At 62.4% G+C, this 16,533-nt stretch carries 13 protein-coding genes; 8 read left to right on the forward strand and 5 right to left on the reverse strand.

Going from position 1 to position 16,533, the window contains the following annotated elements; all coding sequences use genetic code 11:
- Positions 1–436: 436 nt before the first annotated feature.
- From codB to KB890_RS07295, 7 genes are all read left to right on the forward strand, one after another.
- Complete coding sequence (gene codB / locus KB890_RS07265) at positions 437–1,699, forward strand: cytosine permease (RefSeq protein ID WP_004179003.1); 1,263 nt, start codon at positions 437–439, stop codon at positions 1,697–1,699.
- Positions 1,696–2,931 (forward strand): PucR family transcriptional regulator, encoded by a 1,236-nt coding sequence (locus tag KB890_RS07270; RefSeq protein WP_020324583.1) that lies wholly within the window; start codon positions 1,696–1,698, stop codon positions 2,929–2,931. Before codB ends, KB890_RS07270 begins: the two co-directional genes overlap by 4 nt.
- Complete coding sequence (gene codA, locus KB890_RS07275; RefSeq protein WP_020324575.1) at positions 2,928–4,166, forward strand: cytosine deaminase; 1,239 nt, start codon at positions 2,928–2,930, stop codon at positions 4,164–4,166. Before KB890_RS07270 ends, codA begins: the two co-directional genes overlap by 4 nt.
- 145 nt (positions 4,167–4,311) lie before the next feature.
- Positions 4,312–5,262 (forward strand): LacI family DNA-binding transcriptional regulator, encoded by a 951-nt coding sequence (locus tag KB890_RS07280; RefSeq protein WP_073578776.1) that lies wholly within the window; start codon positions 4,312–4,314, stop codon positions 5,260–5,262.
- 121 nt (positions 5,263–5,383) lie between these two features.
- Entirely contained in the window at positions 5,384–6,193 is an 810-nt protein-coding gene (locus KB890_RS07285; protein ID WP_004151655.1) for an inositol monophosphatase family protein, read from the forward strand.
- 110 nt (positions 6,194–6,303) lie between these two features.
- Positions 6,304–7,662, forward strand: coding sequence for an MFS transporter (locus KB890_RS07290; RefSeq protein ID WP_002894151.1), 1,359 nt, complete (start codon positions 6,304–6,306; stop codon positions 7,660–7,662).
- Between the two features lie 25 nt (positions 7,663–7,687).
- The gene (locus KB890_RS07295; RefSeq protein ID WP_020324577.1) at positions 7,688–8,956 is read left to right on the forward strand and encodes a histidine phosphatase family protein; all 1,269 of its coding nucleotides are present in this window, start codon (positions 7,688–7,690) and stop codon (positions 8,954–8,956) included.
- A 60-nt stretch (positions 8,957–9,016) separates the two neighbouring features.
- On the opposite strand, the gene mtnA is transcribed toward KB890_RS07295, so the two are convergent.
- Complete coding sequence (gene mtnA / locus KB890_RS07300) at positions 9,017–10,045, reverse strand: S-methyl-5-thioribose-1-phosphate isomerase (RefSeq protein WP_020324567.1); 1,029 nt, start codon at positions 10,043–10,045, stop codon at positions 9,017–9,019.
- Positions 10,046–10,146: 101 nt separating this feature from the next.
- Between mtnA and mtnK the strand changes: the two genes are divergently transcribed.
- Positions 10,147–11,346 (forward strand): S-methyl-5-thioribose kinase, encoded by a 1,200-nt coding sequence (mtnK, locus tag KB890_RS07305; RefSeq protein WP_020324576.1) that lies wholly within the window; start codon positions 10,147–10,149, stop codon positions 11,344–11,346.
- Positions 11,347–11,559: 213 nt separating this feature from the next.
- Here mtnK and KB890_RS07310 read toward each other — a convergent pair whose 3' ends face one another.
- From KB890_RS07310 to KB890_RS07325, 4 genes are all read right to left on the reverse strand, one after another.
- Positions 11,560–12,801: an LVIVD repeat-containing protein gene (locus KB890_RS07310; RefSeq protein WP_020324568.1), complete on the reverse strand. Its 1,242-nt coding sequence runs from the start codon at positions 12,799–12,801 to the stop codon at positions 11,560–11,562.
- Between the two features lie 101 nt (positions 12,802–12,902).
- Positions 12,903–13,967, reverse strand: coding sequence for a sugar ABC transporter substrate-binding protein (locus KB890_RS07315; RefSeq protein ID WP_002894036.1), 1,065 nt, complete (start codon positions 13,965–13,967; stop codon positions 12,903–12,905).
- A 20-nt stretch (positions 13,968–13,987) separates the two neighbouring features.
- A complete protein-coding gene (locus KB890_RS07320) occupies positions 13,988–14,986 on the reverse strand; it encodes an ABC transporter permease (RefSeq protein ID WP_004176906.1) in 999 nt (332 codons plus the stop codon).
- A complete protein-coding gene (locus tag KB890_RS07325) occupies positions 14,983–16,485 on the reverse strand; it encodes a sugar ABC transporter ATP-binding protein (RefSeq protein ID WP_020324587.1) in 1,503 nt (500 codons plus the stop codon). Before KB890_RS07325 ends, KB890_RS07320 begins: the two co-directional genes overlap by 4 nt.
- Between the last annotated feature and the right edge of the window lie 48 nt (positions 16,486–16,533).

Here is a 16,533-nt window from a genome sequence, read left to right on the forward strand (position 1 = left end):
TAGCGATGATTTATTTAGCCGTCTAAATGGCTATTTATCCGATACTAACACCGCTAACCGGAGGGGACAATATTTCAGGAAACACACACAAGACAAATGGTTATATCATAAAAGCATATTAAATAACCTTTATTCACAGTGATTTAACCAACCGTTTTCAGTACACCACTATTCTCCACTACTCTCTGGCCAAAAACAGGCGGATCGTCCTGGCTAAAATTCTCCTCCGGCGCCAGGGATGCGCTCACCGCCCTCCTCTGCCCTGGACTGGTGCAAAACCTGGCAGGATGCACAGTAGAATGGCATTACCCCTCCGGGATCCTTCAATAAATGTGCATGTTGCACACCGCGCGCTATTCCCCGTGCCCGGTTTTTCCTGGCACATCTCTTGCTACTTCCGGCTATCACCGCCCATCTACCAGCCAGAGGTTCCAGGATGTCAAACAGCAATGATTTTCCCCTCGTCGAAGCGCCCGCCGCCGGACGCAAAGGCGTATTTTCCATCGCCATGGTGTTGTTCAGCTTTACCTTTTTCACCGGCACGATGTTCGCCGGCGGTAAACTCGGCGTCTCCTTTTCCATCGTCCATCTGCTGTGGATAGCCGTCATCGGCAACGCCTTGCTGGCCCTCTATGCCGCGTCGCTGGGCTGGATCGCCGCGCGCAGCGGCCTTAATACGGTGCTGATGGGCCGCTTCTGCTTCGGGGAGATTGGCAGCAAGCTGGCCGATTTTATTCTTGGCTTTGCCGAGCTGGGCTGGTACGCCTGGGGCACCGCCACGGTCGCTATCTCGTTGGTGAAGATCCTCGCTCTGCCCGAGGCGCTGACCCAGCCGCTGATGGTGCTGTTTGGCATTTTGTTCTGCCTCACCGCGCTGGTGGGCTACAAGGGGCTGGACGCGCTGTCGCGCCTGTCGGTGCCATTGATGTTTGTGCTGCTGATGGTCTCCATGTATCTGGCGCTGCACCACGCCGGCGGCTGGCAGGCGATGACCCGTATTGCGCCGAGCGACACCATGACCTGGTCGGCGGCCATCACCATGGTCTTCGGCACTTTCGCCAGCGGCGCCACCCAGGCGACAAACTGGACCCGGCTGGCCAACTCCAGCCGGACCGCCATTCTCGCCAGCATGGGCAGCTTCCTCATCGGCAACGGGCTGATGATCGTCGCCGGCGCCTGGTGCGCTATCGTCTATCAACAGGCCGATATTGTGGAAGTCCTGATCCTGCAGGGGCTGTCGGTCGCCGCGGTGATCATGCTCTGTCTCAACCTGCTGACCATTCAGGGACCCACCATCTATAACGTCTCCGCCGCCGCCTGCCATCTGCTGCGCAGCGAACGTCGCCGGACGCTGACCCTCGCCGCCGCCGGGGTGGGCATTGTGCTGGCCATTGGCGGGATGTACGAAATGCTGATCCCCTTCCTCGTGCTGCTGGGCAGTATTATTCCGCCCATCGGCGGGGTGATCCTCGCCGACTACTGGTTCGCCCGCGGCGGGCGCTATCCCCTGCTGCAGAACGCCCGCCTGCCGCGTTTTAACTGGCTGGGACTCGGCGCCTACGCCGCCGGCGCGGTGGTGGCCTATCTTTCGCCGTGGATCGCGCCGCTGGTGGGGATCTCCGTCTCCGCGCTGGTCTATATCGCCCTGACTCTGCTAAGCAAACGCCAGCCTGCCGCCGTCGCGGAGCAGGAGCCATGAGCCTGACGGTCAGCGAACTGCTGGCCCTTGAGGGACTCTCCGCCCTGCGTCTGCGGGCGGGAAAGCAAGGGCTGCAGCGGGCCGTACGCTGGTACTACGTGGCGGAAAATGAACATATCGCCGAGTGGATCATGGGCGGCGAGCTGGTGTTTATCACCGGCATCAACCATCCCCGGGATGAAGCCAACCTGATCCAGTTGCTGATGGAGGGCAAACAGCGCGGCATCGCCGGGATGGTGATCCTCACCGGCGAGGCCTATATCCACGCCATTCCCGCCACGCTGATCGCCCTTGCCGACGAGCTGGGCATGCCACTGATCGAGCAGCCCTACCTGCTGAAGATGGTGATTGTCACCGAGCGCATCGGCACCGCGCTGGTCCGCAGCGAAAACGTCCTGCAGTCGCAGCGCGACATTCTGATGCAGCTGGTCACCGGCGACTATCCGGACCTGCAGATGCTCCATCAGCGCGCCCTGCACCAGCAGCTCGATTTTACCCGTCCGCTGCGGCTGGCGGCGCTGCGTCTGGAGGGGCTGTCCCGCCTGTTTCGCCAGTTCCCGCCCGAACAGGCCGAAGCCTGGCTGCTGCAGGCCCACCGCAGCGTGCGTCAGCAGCTGCAGCAGCAGCTCAACCAGCAGGGCAATTCCTTTCCGCTGCTGGAGCGCAGCAACATGTTCCTTTTCCTGCTGCCGGATGAGGAGGGGGAAGGCTTTCAGCAGAAAAAATGGCTACAGCAGTGGCTGCAGGCGCTGGCGGACGGAGAGGAGAGTTTGTCGCTGCTCTGCGGCCTCTCCGCGCCGGTCAGGCAGTTGCAGGGCTACCCGCGGGCGCTGTCGCAGGCGCGCCAGGCGCTGGATCTGTGCGATACCCTGCGGCCGACCCAGCGCATCAGCGACTATCAGCAGCTGGGGTTTATCAAACTGCTGTCCGCGGTCAGCGACCCGGCGCTGCTCAACGATTTTATGCACGACACCCTCGGCTGCCTGATCGAGCCGGGCCGTAAAGCGCCGTGGCTGCTGCTGGAGACCCTCGAGACGCTGCTGCAGGAGAACGGCAACGTGGTGCGGGCCGCCGACCGGCTGGGTCTCCATCGCAACACGTTGCATCAGCGCATCCAGCGCATTGAAAAAATGACCGGCTACCCGGTCAGCCACCCTCAGTTTCATCTCAACGCCTCGGTCGCGCTGGTGATCTGGCGTTTATCGCAAAACCATTTACAGGACCCACCATGAAAATTATTAACGCTCGCCTGCGCCGCCAGGAGGCGCTGTTTACTCTTGACCTGCAGGACGGGATGATTCACCGCATCACCGCCCAGGCCGCGATGCAGACTGCCGACGTCGGGGATATCGACGCCCAGGGCCGGCTGGCGATCCCGCCCTTCGTCGAGCCGCATATCCATCTTGACGCCACCCTCACCGCGGGTGAGCCGGAGTGGAACCGCAGCGGCACCCTGTTTGAAGGCATCACCCGCTGGAGCCAGCGCAAAGCGAGTATTACCCCGGAGGACACCCGCCAGCGGGCGCTGAAAACCATCGGCATGCTGCGCGATTTCGGCGTCCAGCACGTCCGCACCCATGTGGATGTCACCGACCCGTCGCTGGCGGCCCTGCAGGCGCTGCTGGCGGTGAAACAAGAGGCCGCCGATCTCATCGATCTGCAGATTGTCGCCTTTCCGCAGGAGGGAATCGAATCGTATCCCAACGGCCGGGAGCTGATGACGCGCGCCATCGAGATGGGCGCCGACGTGGTGGGCGGCATTCCGCACTATGAGAACACCCGCGACAAAGGGGTCAGCTCGGTGATGTTTTTGATGGACCTCGCCCAGCGCTACGGCCGCCTGGTGGATGTCCACTGCGATGAAATCGACGATCCGCAGTCGCGTTTCCTCGAAGTGCTGGCGGAAGAGGCGCGGGTGCGCGGCATGGGGGCGCAGGTCACCGCCAGCCACACCTGCGCGATGGGCTCTTACGATAACGCCTACTGCTCGAAGCTGTTTCGCCTGCTGAAAGCCTCGGGCATCAACTTCATCTCCTGCCCGACCGAAAGCATTCATCTGCAGGGCCGGTTTGACAGCTGGCCGAAACGGCGCGGCGTCACCCGGGTAGCGGAGCTGGATCGCGCCGGCATCAATGTCTGCTTTGCTCAGGACTCGATTCAGGATCCGTGGTATCCGTTGGGAAACGGCAATATCCTGCGCATTCTGGATGCCGGACTGCACATCTGCCATATGCTCGGCTATGACGATCTGCAGCGCTGTCTCGACTTTGTCACCGACAACAGCGCCCGGGCGCTCTGTCTGGGCGATAACTACGGCCTCGCCGAAGGCCGCCCGGCGAACCTGCTGATCCTCGATGCGGAAAACGACTACGAGGCCGTCCGTCGTCAGGCACGGGTGCTGACCTCCATTCGCCACGGCAGGGTGATTTTGCAGCGTGAGGTGGAGCACATCCGCTACCCGGCATAGGGCGCAAGGCGCTGCGCGACGACGCCTTTCTGTGATACCTTTTCAGGCAGTGTGCGTGACCGACGCCCGCCCGGGCGTCGGCTTCCTGGAAAACAGACGGCGCGAAACGACGATGAGCGATAAAAAATGGATTAAGGCCGAGGACGTGGCCAGACTGGCCGGGGTCTCGCGCTCGGCGGTCTCCCGCACCTTCACCCCCGGCGCCTCGGTGTCGGAGAAGACCCGGCAGAAGGTGCTGAGCGCCGCGGAAGCCCTGGGCTATCAGGTGAATATCATCGCCCGGACGATGATCACCGGCAGCAGTAATTTTATCGGCATCGTCACCGCCGGTTTCGACAACCCGTTTCGCAGCAAACTGCTGGCGCCGCTGGTCCATCAGCTGGCGCTCAACGGCTTTATACCGCTGCTGATGAACGCTGACGATCCGCAGCAGCTCGCCCCCTCGCTTAAACAACTGCTGAGCTATCACGTCGCCGGGGTGATCATCACCTCCGGAGCGCCGCCGCTGTCGCTGGCGGAGGAGTATCTGGCGCGCAAGATCCCCGTCACCCTGATCAACCGCCATGCGGACCTCGCCGGCTGCGACCGGGTGTGCAGCGATAACGCCCAGGGAGCGAAGCTGGTGGCGGATCTGTTCAGTCGCCGAGGCTGGCGGCAGGTTGGCTTTATTGGCGAAAATCGCGAGAACTTCAGCACCCGCCAGCGCTATGAGGCTTTTATCGCCCGGACGTCGGATATGGCGGTGAGCAGCCGCTTCTGCGACGGCGGCGGCTATCAGGCCGGCTACCAGGCTGCCAGAGAATTGGTTGCTGAAAACCCCGGGATGCAGGCGCTGTTTTGCGCCACCGATATGCTGGCGCTGGGCGCCCAGGACGGCCTGCGGGACGCCGCCGCCCCGCTGCCGGCCATCGTCGGCTTTGACGATATCCCGCAGGCGGACTGGCAGCCCTATCAGCTCACCACCGTTCAGCAGAATACCGCCCTGCTGGCCCACCACGCGGTGGATTTGTTAATGACGCGGATCGCCCGCTTCAGCCTGCCCTCGCGCCATCGCGAAGTGCCGGTGAAACTAATTATTCGTCATAGCGCCAAATGAAAAAATCATTTTATGCTGGAGCGATCACAGAATCTTCTGCGAAACCCGGCCACACTCATTCGGCCCTTCGGGGCTGTTTTTTTCACGCAAAATGCACACGTGTGCAAAATAGGGAGTCACTATGCAATCTCAGGAATCAGAAGCGCTACAGGCCCGCTACCGTCTGGCCTGCGAGCTGGCGAAAGCGGGGGCTGAGCTGGCGTTTGAATACTATCAACAGCGCGAGGCGTTGACCGTCGACCATAAGGGCGACGACCTGCAGGATGTGGTCAGCGTGGCCGATAAACGGGTGGAGGCCTTTGTCAAACAGCGCATTCAGAGCGCGTTTCCGGAGGATGGCTTTCTCGGCGAAGAGAGCGGCGCCCGCCTGCCCGACGCGCGAGTGCTGTGGGTGGTCGACCCCATCGATGGCACCAGCTGTTTCCTCAACGGCCTGCACACCTGGTGCCTGTCGCTGGCGATCGTCGCCGACGGCGAACCGGTCATCGGCGTGGTCTACGACCCCAACCATCGCGAGCTGTTTCACGCCCTGCGGGGCCATGGTGCCTGGCTCAACGACGCTCCGATCCGTCCGCACCCCGCGACGACGGTCAAAGAGGGCGTGATGGGCGTCGGCACCTCGCATCGCGTCACCCCGGCGGACTTTCTGCCGTTTCTGCAGGCGCTGCTCAGCGACGGCGGCATGTTTATCCGCAACGGCTCCGGGGCGTTGATGAGCGCCTGGGCGGCGGCGGGCCGGTTGATTGGCTACTACGAGCCGCACATGAACCCGTGGGACGCCCTGCCGGGGCTGGTGCTGATGCGGGAAGCGGGCGGCGCCAGCAACGATTTTCTGGCGCAGGAGGGGATCCAGCGCGGCAATCCGCTGCTGCTGGCCAGCCCAACGCTCTACCCGCAGCTGAAAAAGATGATCCCACAACCATTACATTAACCCTTACGGGTCAGGCTATTTCTGATTATGTACTCTACACAGTAACGATAACTTCATTCACGGACGAACCACATCAATCAGTCAGGCCTCCGACCTGCGGAGAACCACCTATGTCTGGAATTATCGCTTTTTTCCGGGCGTCGCCGCCGAAAGCGGGCGCCGCGTTTGATGAACACCGTTTTCGCCGGGTGCGCTGGCAAACCTTCATCGCCATGACCCTGGCCTACGTCACCTTTTACGTCTGCCGGTTATCCTTCACCGTCGCCAAAAGCGCGCTGGTGGAGCTGGGGATCACCCCGACGGAGCTCGGCATGATCGGCTCTACCCTGTTCTTCAGCTACGCCATCGGCAAACTGGTCAATGGTTTTATCGCCGATCACGCCAACGTGGTGCGCTATATGAGCCTCGGTTTATTGCTCAGCGCCGGGATGAACCTGATGATGGGGATGACCACCAACGCCCTGCTGCTGGCCATCTTCTGGGGGATCAACGGTTGGGCGCAGTCGATGGGCGTCGGCCCCTGCGCGGTCTCGCTGGCGCGCTGGTACGGCGTTAAGGAGCGCGGCACCTTCTATGGCATCTGGTCGACGGCGCATAATATCGGCGAGGCGGTGACCTATATGGTGATCGCCGCGGTGATCGCCGGGTTTGGCTGGCAGATGGGCTACCTGTCCACCGCCGCGCTCGGCGCCGCCGGCGTGGTGCTGCTGGTGCTGTTCATGCACGATTCGCCGCAGAGCAGCGGCTTCCCGTCCATCAACGTCATCCGCGATGAACCGCAGGAGGAGGTCGAAGCCCGCGGCTCGGTGTTTAAAAACCAGCTGCTGGCGCTGCGCAACCCGGCGCTGTGGACCCTCGCCCTCGCCTCCGCCTTTATGTACATCGACCGCTACGCCGTCAACTCCTGGGGGATCTTCTTTCTGGAGCAGGATAAAGCTTATTCCACCCTGGAGGCGTCCGGGATTATCGGCGTCAACGCTATCGCCGGCATCGCCGGGACCATCATCGCCGGCATGCTCTCCGACCGCTTTTTCCCGCGCAACCGCAGCGTGATGGCCGGATTCATCAGCCTGCTGAACACCGCCGGCTTCGCCCTGATGCTCTGGTCGCCGCACAATTACTACACTGATATTCTGGCGATGATTATCTTCGGGGCCACCATTGGCGCTCTGACCTGCTTCCTTGGCGGGCTGATCGCCGTCGATATCTCTTCGCGCAAGGCCGCCGGGGCCGCGCTCGGCACCATCGGCATCGCCAGCTACGCCGGCGCCGGCCTGGGCGAGTTTCTCACCGGGATCATTATTGATAAAACGGCTATCCTTGAAAACGGCAAAACGCTGTATGATTTCAGCACGTTGGCGCTGTTCTGGGTGGGTACCGGTCTGGGTTCCGCGCTACTCTGTTTTACCACTGCCGCCATCGTCGCCCGGCGCCATGCCGTCGAACGGCAGACCTCGTTCTCCTCATAACCGATTAACGAATAAGGAAGAAGATATGATGCCTGCAAGACATCAGGGGCTGTTACGCCTGTTTATCGCCTGCGCGCTGCCGCTGCTGGCGCTGCAATCTGCCGCCGCCGCGGACTGGCAGCTGGAGAAAGTGGTCGAGCTCAGCCGCCACGGTATTCGTCCGCCGACGGCCGGCAACCGGGAAGCCATCGAGGCCGCCACCGGACGTCCGTGGACCGAGTGGACCACCCATGACGGGGAGCTCACCGGCCATGGCTATGCCGCCGTGGTCAACAAAGGGCGTGCGGAAGGCCAGCATTACCGCCAGCTCGGCCTGCTGCAGGCCGGATGCCCGACGGCGGAGTCGATATACGTGCGCGCCAGCCCGCTGCAGCGGACGCGAGCGACCGCCCAGGCGCTGGTGGATGGCGCCTTCCCCGGCTGCGGCGTCGCTATCCATTATGTCAGCGGGGATGCCGATCCCCTGTTTCAGACCGACAAGTTCGCCGCCACGCAAACCGACCCCGCCCGCCAGCTGGCGGCGGTGAAAGAGCAGGCCGGGGATCTGGCGCAGCGTCGGCAGGCGCTGGCGCCGACCATCCAGCTATTGAAACAGGCGGTTTGTCAGGCCGATAAGCCCTGCCCGATCTTCGATACCCCGTGGCAGGTCGAGCAGAGCAAAAGTGGGAAGACCACCATTAGCGGACTGAGCGTGATGGCCAATATGGTGGAGACGCTGCGTCTCGGCTGGAGTGAAAACCTGCCTCTCAGCCAGCTGGCGTGGGGCAAGATCACCCAGGCCAGGCAGATCACCGCCCTGCTGCCGCTGTTAACGGAAAACTACGATCTGAGTAACGATGTGTTGTATACCGCGCAAAAACGCGGGTCGGTGCTGCTCAACGCTATGCTCGATGGTGTCAAACCGGAGGCGAATCCGAACGTACGCTGGCTGCTGCTGGTGGCCCATGACACCAATATCGCCATGGTGCGCACGCTGATGAACTTTAGCTGGCAGCTGCCGGGCTACAGCCGGGGAAATATCCCGCCGGGCAGTAGCCTGGTGCTGGAGCGCTGGCGCAACGCGAAGAGCGGAGAACGCTATCTGCGGGTCTATTTCCAGGCCCAGGGCCTCGACGACCTGCGTCGTCTGCAGACGCCGGACGCGCAGCACCCGATGCTGCGTCAGGAGTGGCATCAGCCGGGCTGCCGTCAGACCGACGTCGGTACGCTGTGTCCCTTCCAGGCGGCTATTACCGCCCTCGGTCAGCGTATCGACCGATCATCCGCCCCGGCGGTAGCCATGGTCCTGCCGTAGCGGCGCGGTGTTTGTCCGGGCCCGGGAAAACCTTTTTTTCCAGGCCCGGCACGACGTCCGTTATCCGTTGTCCGGCGCAAACGCCCCGGCGGCGACCTGCGCCGGGGTGACCACCCCGCTGTCCAGCACCCAGCCGCTTATCAGCCCAGCAGGCGTGACGTCGAACGCCGGATTGTAAACGGCGGCCCCCGTCGGCGCCCACTGTACCGCGCCGAAGCTGCCCGCCACTCCGGTCACTTCCGCCGCCGCGCGCTGCTCAATGGGGATCGCCGCCCCGTTCGGGCAATGGCGGTCGAGGGTGGTCTGCGGGGCAGCGACGTAAAACGGGATCTGGTGATAATGGGCCAAAACCGCCAGAGAATAGGTGCCGATTTTATTCGCCACGTCGCCGTTGGCGGCGATACGGTCGGCGCCGACCCACACCGCATCCACCTGCCCCTGCGCCATCAGGCTGGCGGCCATTGAATCGGCGATCAGCTGATAGGGCACGCCCAGCTCGCCCAGCTCCCAGGCGGTTAAACGACCGCCCTGCAGCAGCGGCCGGGTTTCATCAACCCATACGTTGGTCACTTTTCCCTGCCGGTGCGCCAGCGCGATAACGCCCAGGGCGGTCCCTACCCCGGCGGTCGCCAGGCCACCGGTGTTGCAGTGGGTCAGCAGTCGACTGCCGGGCTTCACCAGCGCACTGCCCGCCTCAGCGATGCGGTCGCACAGCTGTTTATCTTCTTCGACCAGACGCAAGGCTTCCGCTTCCAGCGCCTGCGGGTAATCCTCCCGGGCCAGCGCCTGCTTCATGCGATCCAGATTATTCATCAGGTTGACCGCCGTCGGCCGCGCCGCGCGCAGCGTCTCCAGCGCCTGCTGGAGTGCATCCCGGTTCAGGCCGCGCTGGGCCAGCAGGGCCAGCAGCAGGCTGGCGGACAGGCCAATCAGCGGCGCGCCGCGCACCCGCAGGGTATGAATATGGTCCACCAGCAGCGCAACGTTATCCGCCGCCAGCCAGCGTTGTTCCTGCGGCAAGGCCTGCTGGTCGAGAATAAAAAGCTGATTTTCACTCACCCGCAGGCTGGTGGTCTGTAATGTCTGCATGTCGTTAAATCCCTGTTGCGTTGTTGTATCACATTGTGTCAGGATGGAATCCAGAAGTATAGACGTCTGAACGGCTTAATCAGAATTCGAGGATCGAGGCAATGTCGCAATACCATACCTTCACCGCCCACGATGCCGTGGCTTACGCGCAACAGTTCGCCGGCATCGACAACCCATCTGAGCTGGTCAGCGCGCAGGAAGTGGGCGATGGCAACCTCAATCTGGTGTTTAAAGTGTTCGATCGTCAGGGCGTCAGCCGGGCGATCGTCAAACAGGCCCTGCCCTACGTGCGCTGCGTCGGCGAATCCTGGCCGCTGACCCTCGACCGCGCCCGTCTCGAAGCGCAGACCCTGGTCGCCCACTATCAGCACAGCCCGCAGCACACGGTAAAAATCCATCACTTTGATCCCGAGCTGGCGGTGATGGTGATGGAAGATCTTTCCGACCACCGCATCTGGCGCGGAGAGCTTATCGCTAACGTCTACTATCCCCAGGCGGCCCTCCAGCTTGGCGACTATCTGGCGCAGGTGTTGTTTCACACCAGCGATTTCTACCTCCATCCCCACGAGAAAAAGGCGCAGGTGGCGCAGTTTATTAACCCGGCGATGTGCGAGATCACCGAGGATCTGTTCTTTAACGACCCGTATCAGATCCACGAGCGCAATAACTACCCGGCGGAGCTGGAGGCCGATGTCGCCGCCCTGCGCGACGACGCCCAGCTTAAGCTGGCGGTGGCGGCGCTGAAGCACCGTTTCTTTGCCCATGCGGAAGCGCTGCTGCACGGCGATATCCACAGCGGGTCGATCTTCGTTGCCGAAGGTAGCCTGAAGGCCATCGACGCCGAGTTCGGCTACTTCGGCCCCATCGGCTTCGATATCGGCACCGCCATCGGCAACCTGCTGCTGAACTACTGCGGCCTGCCGGGCCAGCTCGGCATTCGCGATGCCGCCGCCGCGCGCGAGCAGCGGCTGAACGACATCCACCAGCTGTGGACCACCTTCGCCGAGCGCTTCCAGGCGCTGGCGGCGGAGAAAACCCGCGACGCGGCGCTGGCTTACCCCGGCTACGCCTCCGCCTTTCTGAAGAAAGTCTGGGCGGACGCGGTCGGCTTCTGCGGCAGCGAACTGATCCGCCGCAGCGTCGGACTGTCGCACGTCGCGGATATCGACACTATCCAGGACGACGCCATGCGTCATGAGTGCCTGCGCCACGCCATCACCCTGGGCAGAGCGCTGATCGTGCTGGCCGAGCGTATCGACAGCGTCGACGAGCTGCTGGCGCGGGTACGCCAGTACAGCTGAGTGCGCCTGTTTCCCTCACCCCAACCCTCTCCCACAGGGAGAGGGAGCACCCCCTAAAAAAGTGCCATTTTCCGGGATTGCCCGGCGGCGCTGCGCTTGCCGGGCCTACAGATAGCCGCATAACGGTTTGATCTTGCACTCTTTCGTAGGCCGGGTAAGGCGAAAGCCGCCACCCGGCAGACATGCGAGCACAATTTTGCGTTTACCTTACCCTCACCCCAGATACTCAATCACCGATAGCCCGCCGTTGTAATCGGTGCTGTAGATAATGCCCTGCGCATCGACAAACACATCACAGGACTGGAGCACCCGCGGGCGGCCGGGACGGGTATCCATCATTCTCTCAGGCGCAGCCGGCACCAGCGCCCCGGTCTCCAGCGGGCGATACGGGTTGGAAATATCGTAAGCCCGCACGCCGGCATTCTGATACGTGGCAAAAATCAGCGTTGAGCTGACAAAGCTCCCCGGCCGGTTCTCATGCAGGTTGTGCGGACCGAAATGCGCCCCTTTCGCCACATAATCCGCTTCGTCCGGCGGCGGGAAGGTGGCGATGCTCACCGGGTTGGTTGGCTCGCGGATATCAAACAGCCAGATCAGCTTCTCGCCGTCCTCCTGGTTGTCGAGCACCGCTTCGTCAAGCACCACCAGCAGATCGCGATCCGGCAGCGGCAGCGCGGTATGCGTTCCGCCGCCGAACGGCGGGCTCCAGTTGCGATGACTAATCAGCCTCGGCTGGGTACGGTCTTTGATATCCAGCAGCGTCAGGCCGCCGTCGCGCCAGCTGCCGTAGGCGGTATCCCCGGCAATAATGGCGTGATGCAGCGCATAGCGTTTGCCCTGCGGCCAGTCCGGTGTTTCACCGCCCGCCTGGTGCATCCCCGGCAGCCACCAGCGCCCGGCTACTTCGGGCTTACGCGGATCGGCCAGATCGATGGTCAGGAAGATGTAGTCGGTAAAACCGTCGATCAGCGCGGACACATACGCCCAGCGCCCGCCGACGTACCAGATGCGGTGAATACCGATGCCGTTAAGCGACAGGAAACTGATTTCCCGCGGCTGCGCGGGAGTGGAAATATCAAAGATGCGCAGCCCGGCGCTCCAGCCCCTGTCCTGCACATCGCTGACCGTGTCACCCACCGAGCGGGTGTAGTACACCTTCTCATCAGCAAAACGGGCGTCAGCAAACAGATCCCGGGCGTTGATCACCAGCAGCAGATCGTCATGCGCCTGGAGATGCACGTTCCAGGTGCCCGGCGGCGCGGCAATATAGTTGACGGTGGTGGGCCGGGTCGGATCGCGAACATCGACCACGGAAAAACCCTGCGACACCATATGGCCGATATAGGCGAATCCGCGGTGCACCATCAGCTGCACGCCGTCCGGACGACCGCCCTGATCGCTATGGCCAATCAGCCGCATATTGCGGCTGTATTCGGGGGAAGGTAATGCTGACATAGGGGATCCCTCTCGCCCGGTGGCATGGTTTTCCCCCTCTCCCTGCGGAGAGGGCCGGGGTGAGGGCACCAGGCCGCCACCCACCGCCACCCGGCTTGATTTTATTTGTTCTTCGCTTCCAGCGTCGCGAACCACGGCGCGATAAAGTCTTCGGTCTGGCCCCAGCCAGGGATAATTTTCCCCAGCGACGCCACGTTTACCGCTCCCGGCTGGGCCGCCAGCAGCGCCTGGGGAATCGCTGCCGCCTTGAAGTCGTAGGTGGCTGGCGTCGGCTCGCCGGCGATCTTGTTGGCGATCAGCCGCACGTTGGTCGCGCCGATAAGCTTCGGATCCACCGCCACGCTCACCTTCCACGGGCTGCCGGCTTCGCGCATCAGCTGCAAATCCTGGTTGGAAATATCAATGCTGTAGAGTTTGATCTCGGTGCGGCCGTTCTCTTTCAGCGCTTTATAGGCTCCCTGGCTAAAGGCATCCCAGGTGCCCCAGATCGCGTCAATTTTCCCTTTCGGATACTTGGCGAGGATCGCCCCCACCTTGTTGGCAGTGTCGCCCTGCACATCGGATGACACGGCGCCGATCGACTCCAGCTCTTTAATCCCCGGGTTTTGCTTCAGCAGCGTCTGGTAAGCCGCCTGACGGCGCTCCATCGGCGGGAAGCCCGCCACCCACAGCTTGACGATGTTGGCCTTGCCGTTGAAATCTTTCACCAGCTGGCCAAAAGAGAGCTCGGTCAGTGAGGCGTCATCCTGCTGGCTGACCGTCACCCCGGGGATCTCACCGCTTACCGCGGTATCGAACACCGCCACTTTGATCCCGGCGTCCACCGCCTTCTTCACCAGGGCGGTGGAATACGGGTCACGCCCCTGAGAGAGAATAATGCCATCGTATTTCTGGCTGATGGCCTGGTTGACGAAGTCCTGGAATTTGGCGTCATCGCCGTTGCTCAGGAAGGTGCTGATTTTGAAACCGAGCTTTTTGCCTTCCTGCAGCGCCCCGGCGACAAACTGGGTGGTGTTATCGTCAGACCCGAGGTTGCGGATCACGGCAATGCGGATCGGGCCGTTGTGTTCGGCAATCGCCGCCGGCACCGGCGTCGGGGCGGTGGCCAGCGCCGCCGTCGACTGCAGCAGACCCAGCGTCATCAGAGAGAGTGCGATCTTTTTCATGCGGTTTACCCTGTAAAATGTTAAGTACGGCGCTGAAAATAGGTCAGTGCCAGCGCGCCAGCCAGCACCAACCCTTTAATAATGTCCATCGCGTAATACGGCACCGAGAGCATCACCAGCCCGTTGGAGAGCACGCCGAGGATCACCGCCCCCACCAGCGTCCCCAGGGCGTTCGGTTTACCGGAGCCCGCCAGCGAAAAGCCGATCCAGGCCGCCGCCACCGCGTCCATCAGATAGCCGCCGCCGGCGTTGACCTGCGAAGAGCCGATGCGCGAGGCCAGCAGAATGCCGCCCAGCCCGGCCAGCAGCGAGGCAATCACGTATGCTGCGACTTTGTAACGCGTGATCCGCAGGCCGGAGAGCCGCGCCGCCTCCGGGTTGCCGCCGATGGCGTACATCCGCCGTCCGTGGGTAGTGAACGACAGCGCCAGCTGGGCGATCAGCGTCACCACCAGCATGATAATGACGATGGTCGGCACCTGCCCCAGCGCGCCAAAGGCCGCCGGGATAGTACCCTCCGCCATCTCGCCGCTCGGCAGAACCATGTTTTCGGTAATCGACCCACCGTAGCTGTAGGTCATTGCCACGCCCTGAATCACAAACAGGCTGGCCAGGGTGGCGAGCATGTCAGGAATGCGCAGCACCACGATCAGAAAGGCGTTAAACAGCCCCACCAGGGTGCAGAGCGCGAGGGTTATCAGAATCGCTTCGGTGGTCCCCAGGCCATGCCAGACAAACAGGGAAATCACCAGCGCGTTAGCCAGCGATGCCGTCGATCCGACGGACAGATCGAAGCCGCCGATGGTGAGGGAAATCGACACCCCAATGGCAATCACCGTCACGATGGCAATCGAGCGCAGAATGTTGATGATGTTGAACGGGTCAAGGAAGTTGTCCGAGGCGAGGCCAAAGACCGCCACCAGCAGCACCACGGTCAGCAACATGCCCCACTTATAGAGAAAATCAAAAAATCGCTGACGGCCCGATACCGTCGCGTTTACTGCCAGGGCCTTGCTCACGCTGCCGCTCCTCCGGTTGAATAATAAAGCAGTGTCTCTTCCCGGGCATCCGCGCCGGGGATCTCCGCTACGATCCGTCCGTCCCACAGTACGCAGATGCGGTCGCATAAACCGACCAGCTCGGCGAATTCACCCGAGGCATAAATCACCCCTTTGCCTTCCCGTGCCAGACCATCGATCAGCATGAACAGATCGGTTTTCGCTTTCACATCGACCCCTTTGGTCGGTTCGTCAAAAATCAAAACGTTGGCATCACCGCGCAGCCATTTGCCAATGGCCACCTTCTGCTGGTTGCCGCCAGAAAGACGGCGCAGCGTCTGACCGGGACCGGTAGCGCGCACGCCGAGGCGGGCAATCACCTCCTCCGCCCAGCGCCAGGCCTGCCGATGGCCAAACAGGCTCCAGCGCGAAAAGCTGTTATCGGCGCTGACCGCCAGGTTCATCGCGATCGGCTCTTCAATGAAAATGCCCTCTTTGCGTCGCTCCTCCGGGACCAGCGCCAGGCCGCGCCCCACCGAGTCGGCTGGATCGCGCGGTCGCCACGGCTGGCCGTTCAGCTCGCCACGCTGCACCCGGCTTTTGCTGGCGCCGAACAGCGCTTTGCACAGCTCGGTTTTGCCCGCGCCGGCCAGCCCGGCGATACCCAGAATTTCCCCCTTCCGCAGGCGCAGCGAAATATCCTGCAGCAACGCCTCATCATGCAGACCGTCAACCTGCAACAGCACCTCTTCGCCGTGCGGCGGGCGCGGCGGCGGGAAGATATCGCTCAGCTCGTGGCCCAGCATCTTTTCGACGATCTGTTCGCCGCTCAGCGGCCCCATCGGGCCGCTCTCAATCAGCCGCCCGTCGCGCAGCACCGTCAGGGTGTCGCAGATCGCCTTCAGCTCATGGATACGATGCGAAATAAACACCACCCCGATCCCCTGATGCTGCAGACGGCGTACTACCGCAAACAGACGCTCACTTTCATGCTGATCCAACGGCGCGGTGGGTTCATCGAGGATCAAAAAGCGGCAATGGTGCGACAGGGCGCGGGCCAACAGGATTTGCTGTTTTTCGGCGAGCGTGCAGCTGTCAATGGAGCGCCGGACGTCCAGCGCCACATCCAGCTGCGCCAGCGCCTCGCGCGCCAGCTGCCGAACCCGCGACCAGCGGAAGGTCATGCCCGGCTCCGCCAGCCTGTCCAGCATAATGTTTTCCGCAATGCTCAGGCCCGGCACCAGCGCCACGTCCACCTCCTGCTGCACCAGGTGGATCCCCAGCTGTTTAGCATCCCGCGGCGAACGAATGGTGACCGGCAGGTTGTTGATCGTCACTTCGCCCTCATAGTGGGCGTGGGTGCCGCACAGCACGGCCATCAGCGTCGACTTACCCGCGCCGTTGGCCCCGGTCAGGGCATGCACCGACCCGCCATGGAGGGTAAAGTCCACCTTGTTCAGCGCCTGAAAGCCGGAGAAGGCCAGGCTAATGTTATGCATCTCAAGGCGATTCGCGCTCATCACTGCTCCCGTGCGGCAATTAATCTTCTGATTTAACGAATTTTTCAT

Origin of the sequence: Klebsiella sp. P1954, assembly GCF_018199955.1 — a bacterium.
In the GTDB taxonomy this organism is placed as follows: Bacteria; Pseudomonadota; Gammaproteobacteria; order Enterobacterales; family Enterobacteriaceae; genus Klebsiella; species Klebsiella pneumoniae.

Excerpts from the sequence above, each read along its gene's own strand:
- codB (WP_004179003.1), top strand. The coding sequence starts at position 437 with ATGTCAAACAGCAATGATTTTCCCCTCGTCGAAGCGCCCGCCGCCGGA.
- KB890_RS07270 (WP_020324583.1), top strand. The coding sequence starts at position 1,696 with ATGAGCCTGACGGTCAGCGAACTGCTGGCCCTTGAGGGACTCTCCGCC.
- codA (WP_020324575.1), top strand. The coding sequence starts at position 2,928 with ATGAAAATTATTAACGCTCGCCTGCGCCGCCAGGAGGCGCTGTTTACT.
- KB890_RS07285 (WP_004151655.1), top strand. The coding sequence starts at position 5,384 with ATGCAATCTCAGGAATCAGAAGCGCTACAGGCCCGCTACCGTCTGGCC.
- KB890_RS07290 (WP_002894151.1), top strand. The coding sequence starts at position 6,304 with ATGTCTGGAATTATCGCTTTTTTCCGGGCGTCGCCGCCGAAAGCGGGC.
- KB890_RS07295 (WP_020324577.1), top strand. The coding sequence starts at position 7,688 with ATGATGCCTGCAAGACATCAGGGGCTGTTACGCCTGTTTATCGCCTGC.
- mtnA (WP_020324567.1), bottom strand. The coding sequence starts at position 10,045 with ATGCAGACATTACAGACCACCAGCCTGCGGGTGAGTGAAAATCAGCTT.
- mtnK (WP_020324576.1), top strand. The coding sequence starts at position 10,147 with ATGTCGCAATACCATACCTTCACCGCCCACGATGCCGTGGCTTACGCG.
- KB890_RS07310 (WP_020324568.1), bottom strand. The coding sequence starts at position 12,801 with ATGTCAGCATTACCTTCCCCCGAATACAGCCGCAATATGCGGCTGATT.
- KB890_RS07315 (WP_002894036.1), bottom strand. The coding sequence starts at position 13,967 with ATGAAAAAGATCGCACTCTCTCTGATGACGCTGGGTCTGCTGCAGTCG.
- KB890_RS07325 (WP_020324587.1), bottom strand. The coding sequence starts at position 16,485 with ATGAGCGCGAATCGCCTTGAGATGCATAACATTAGCCTGGCCTTCTCC.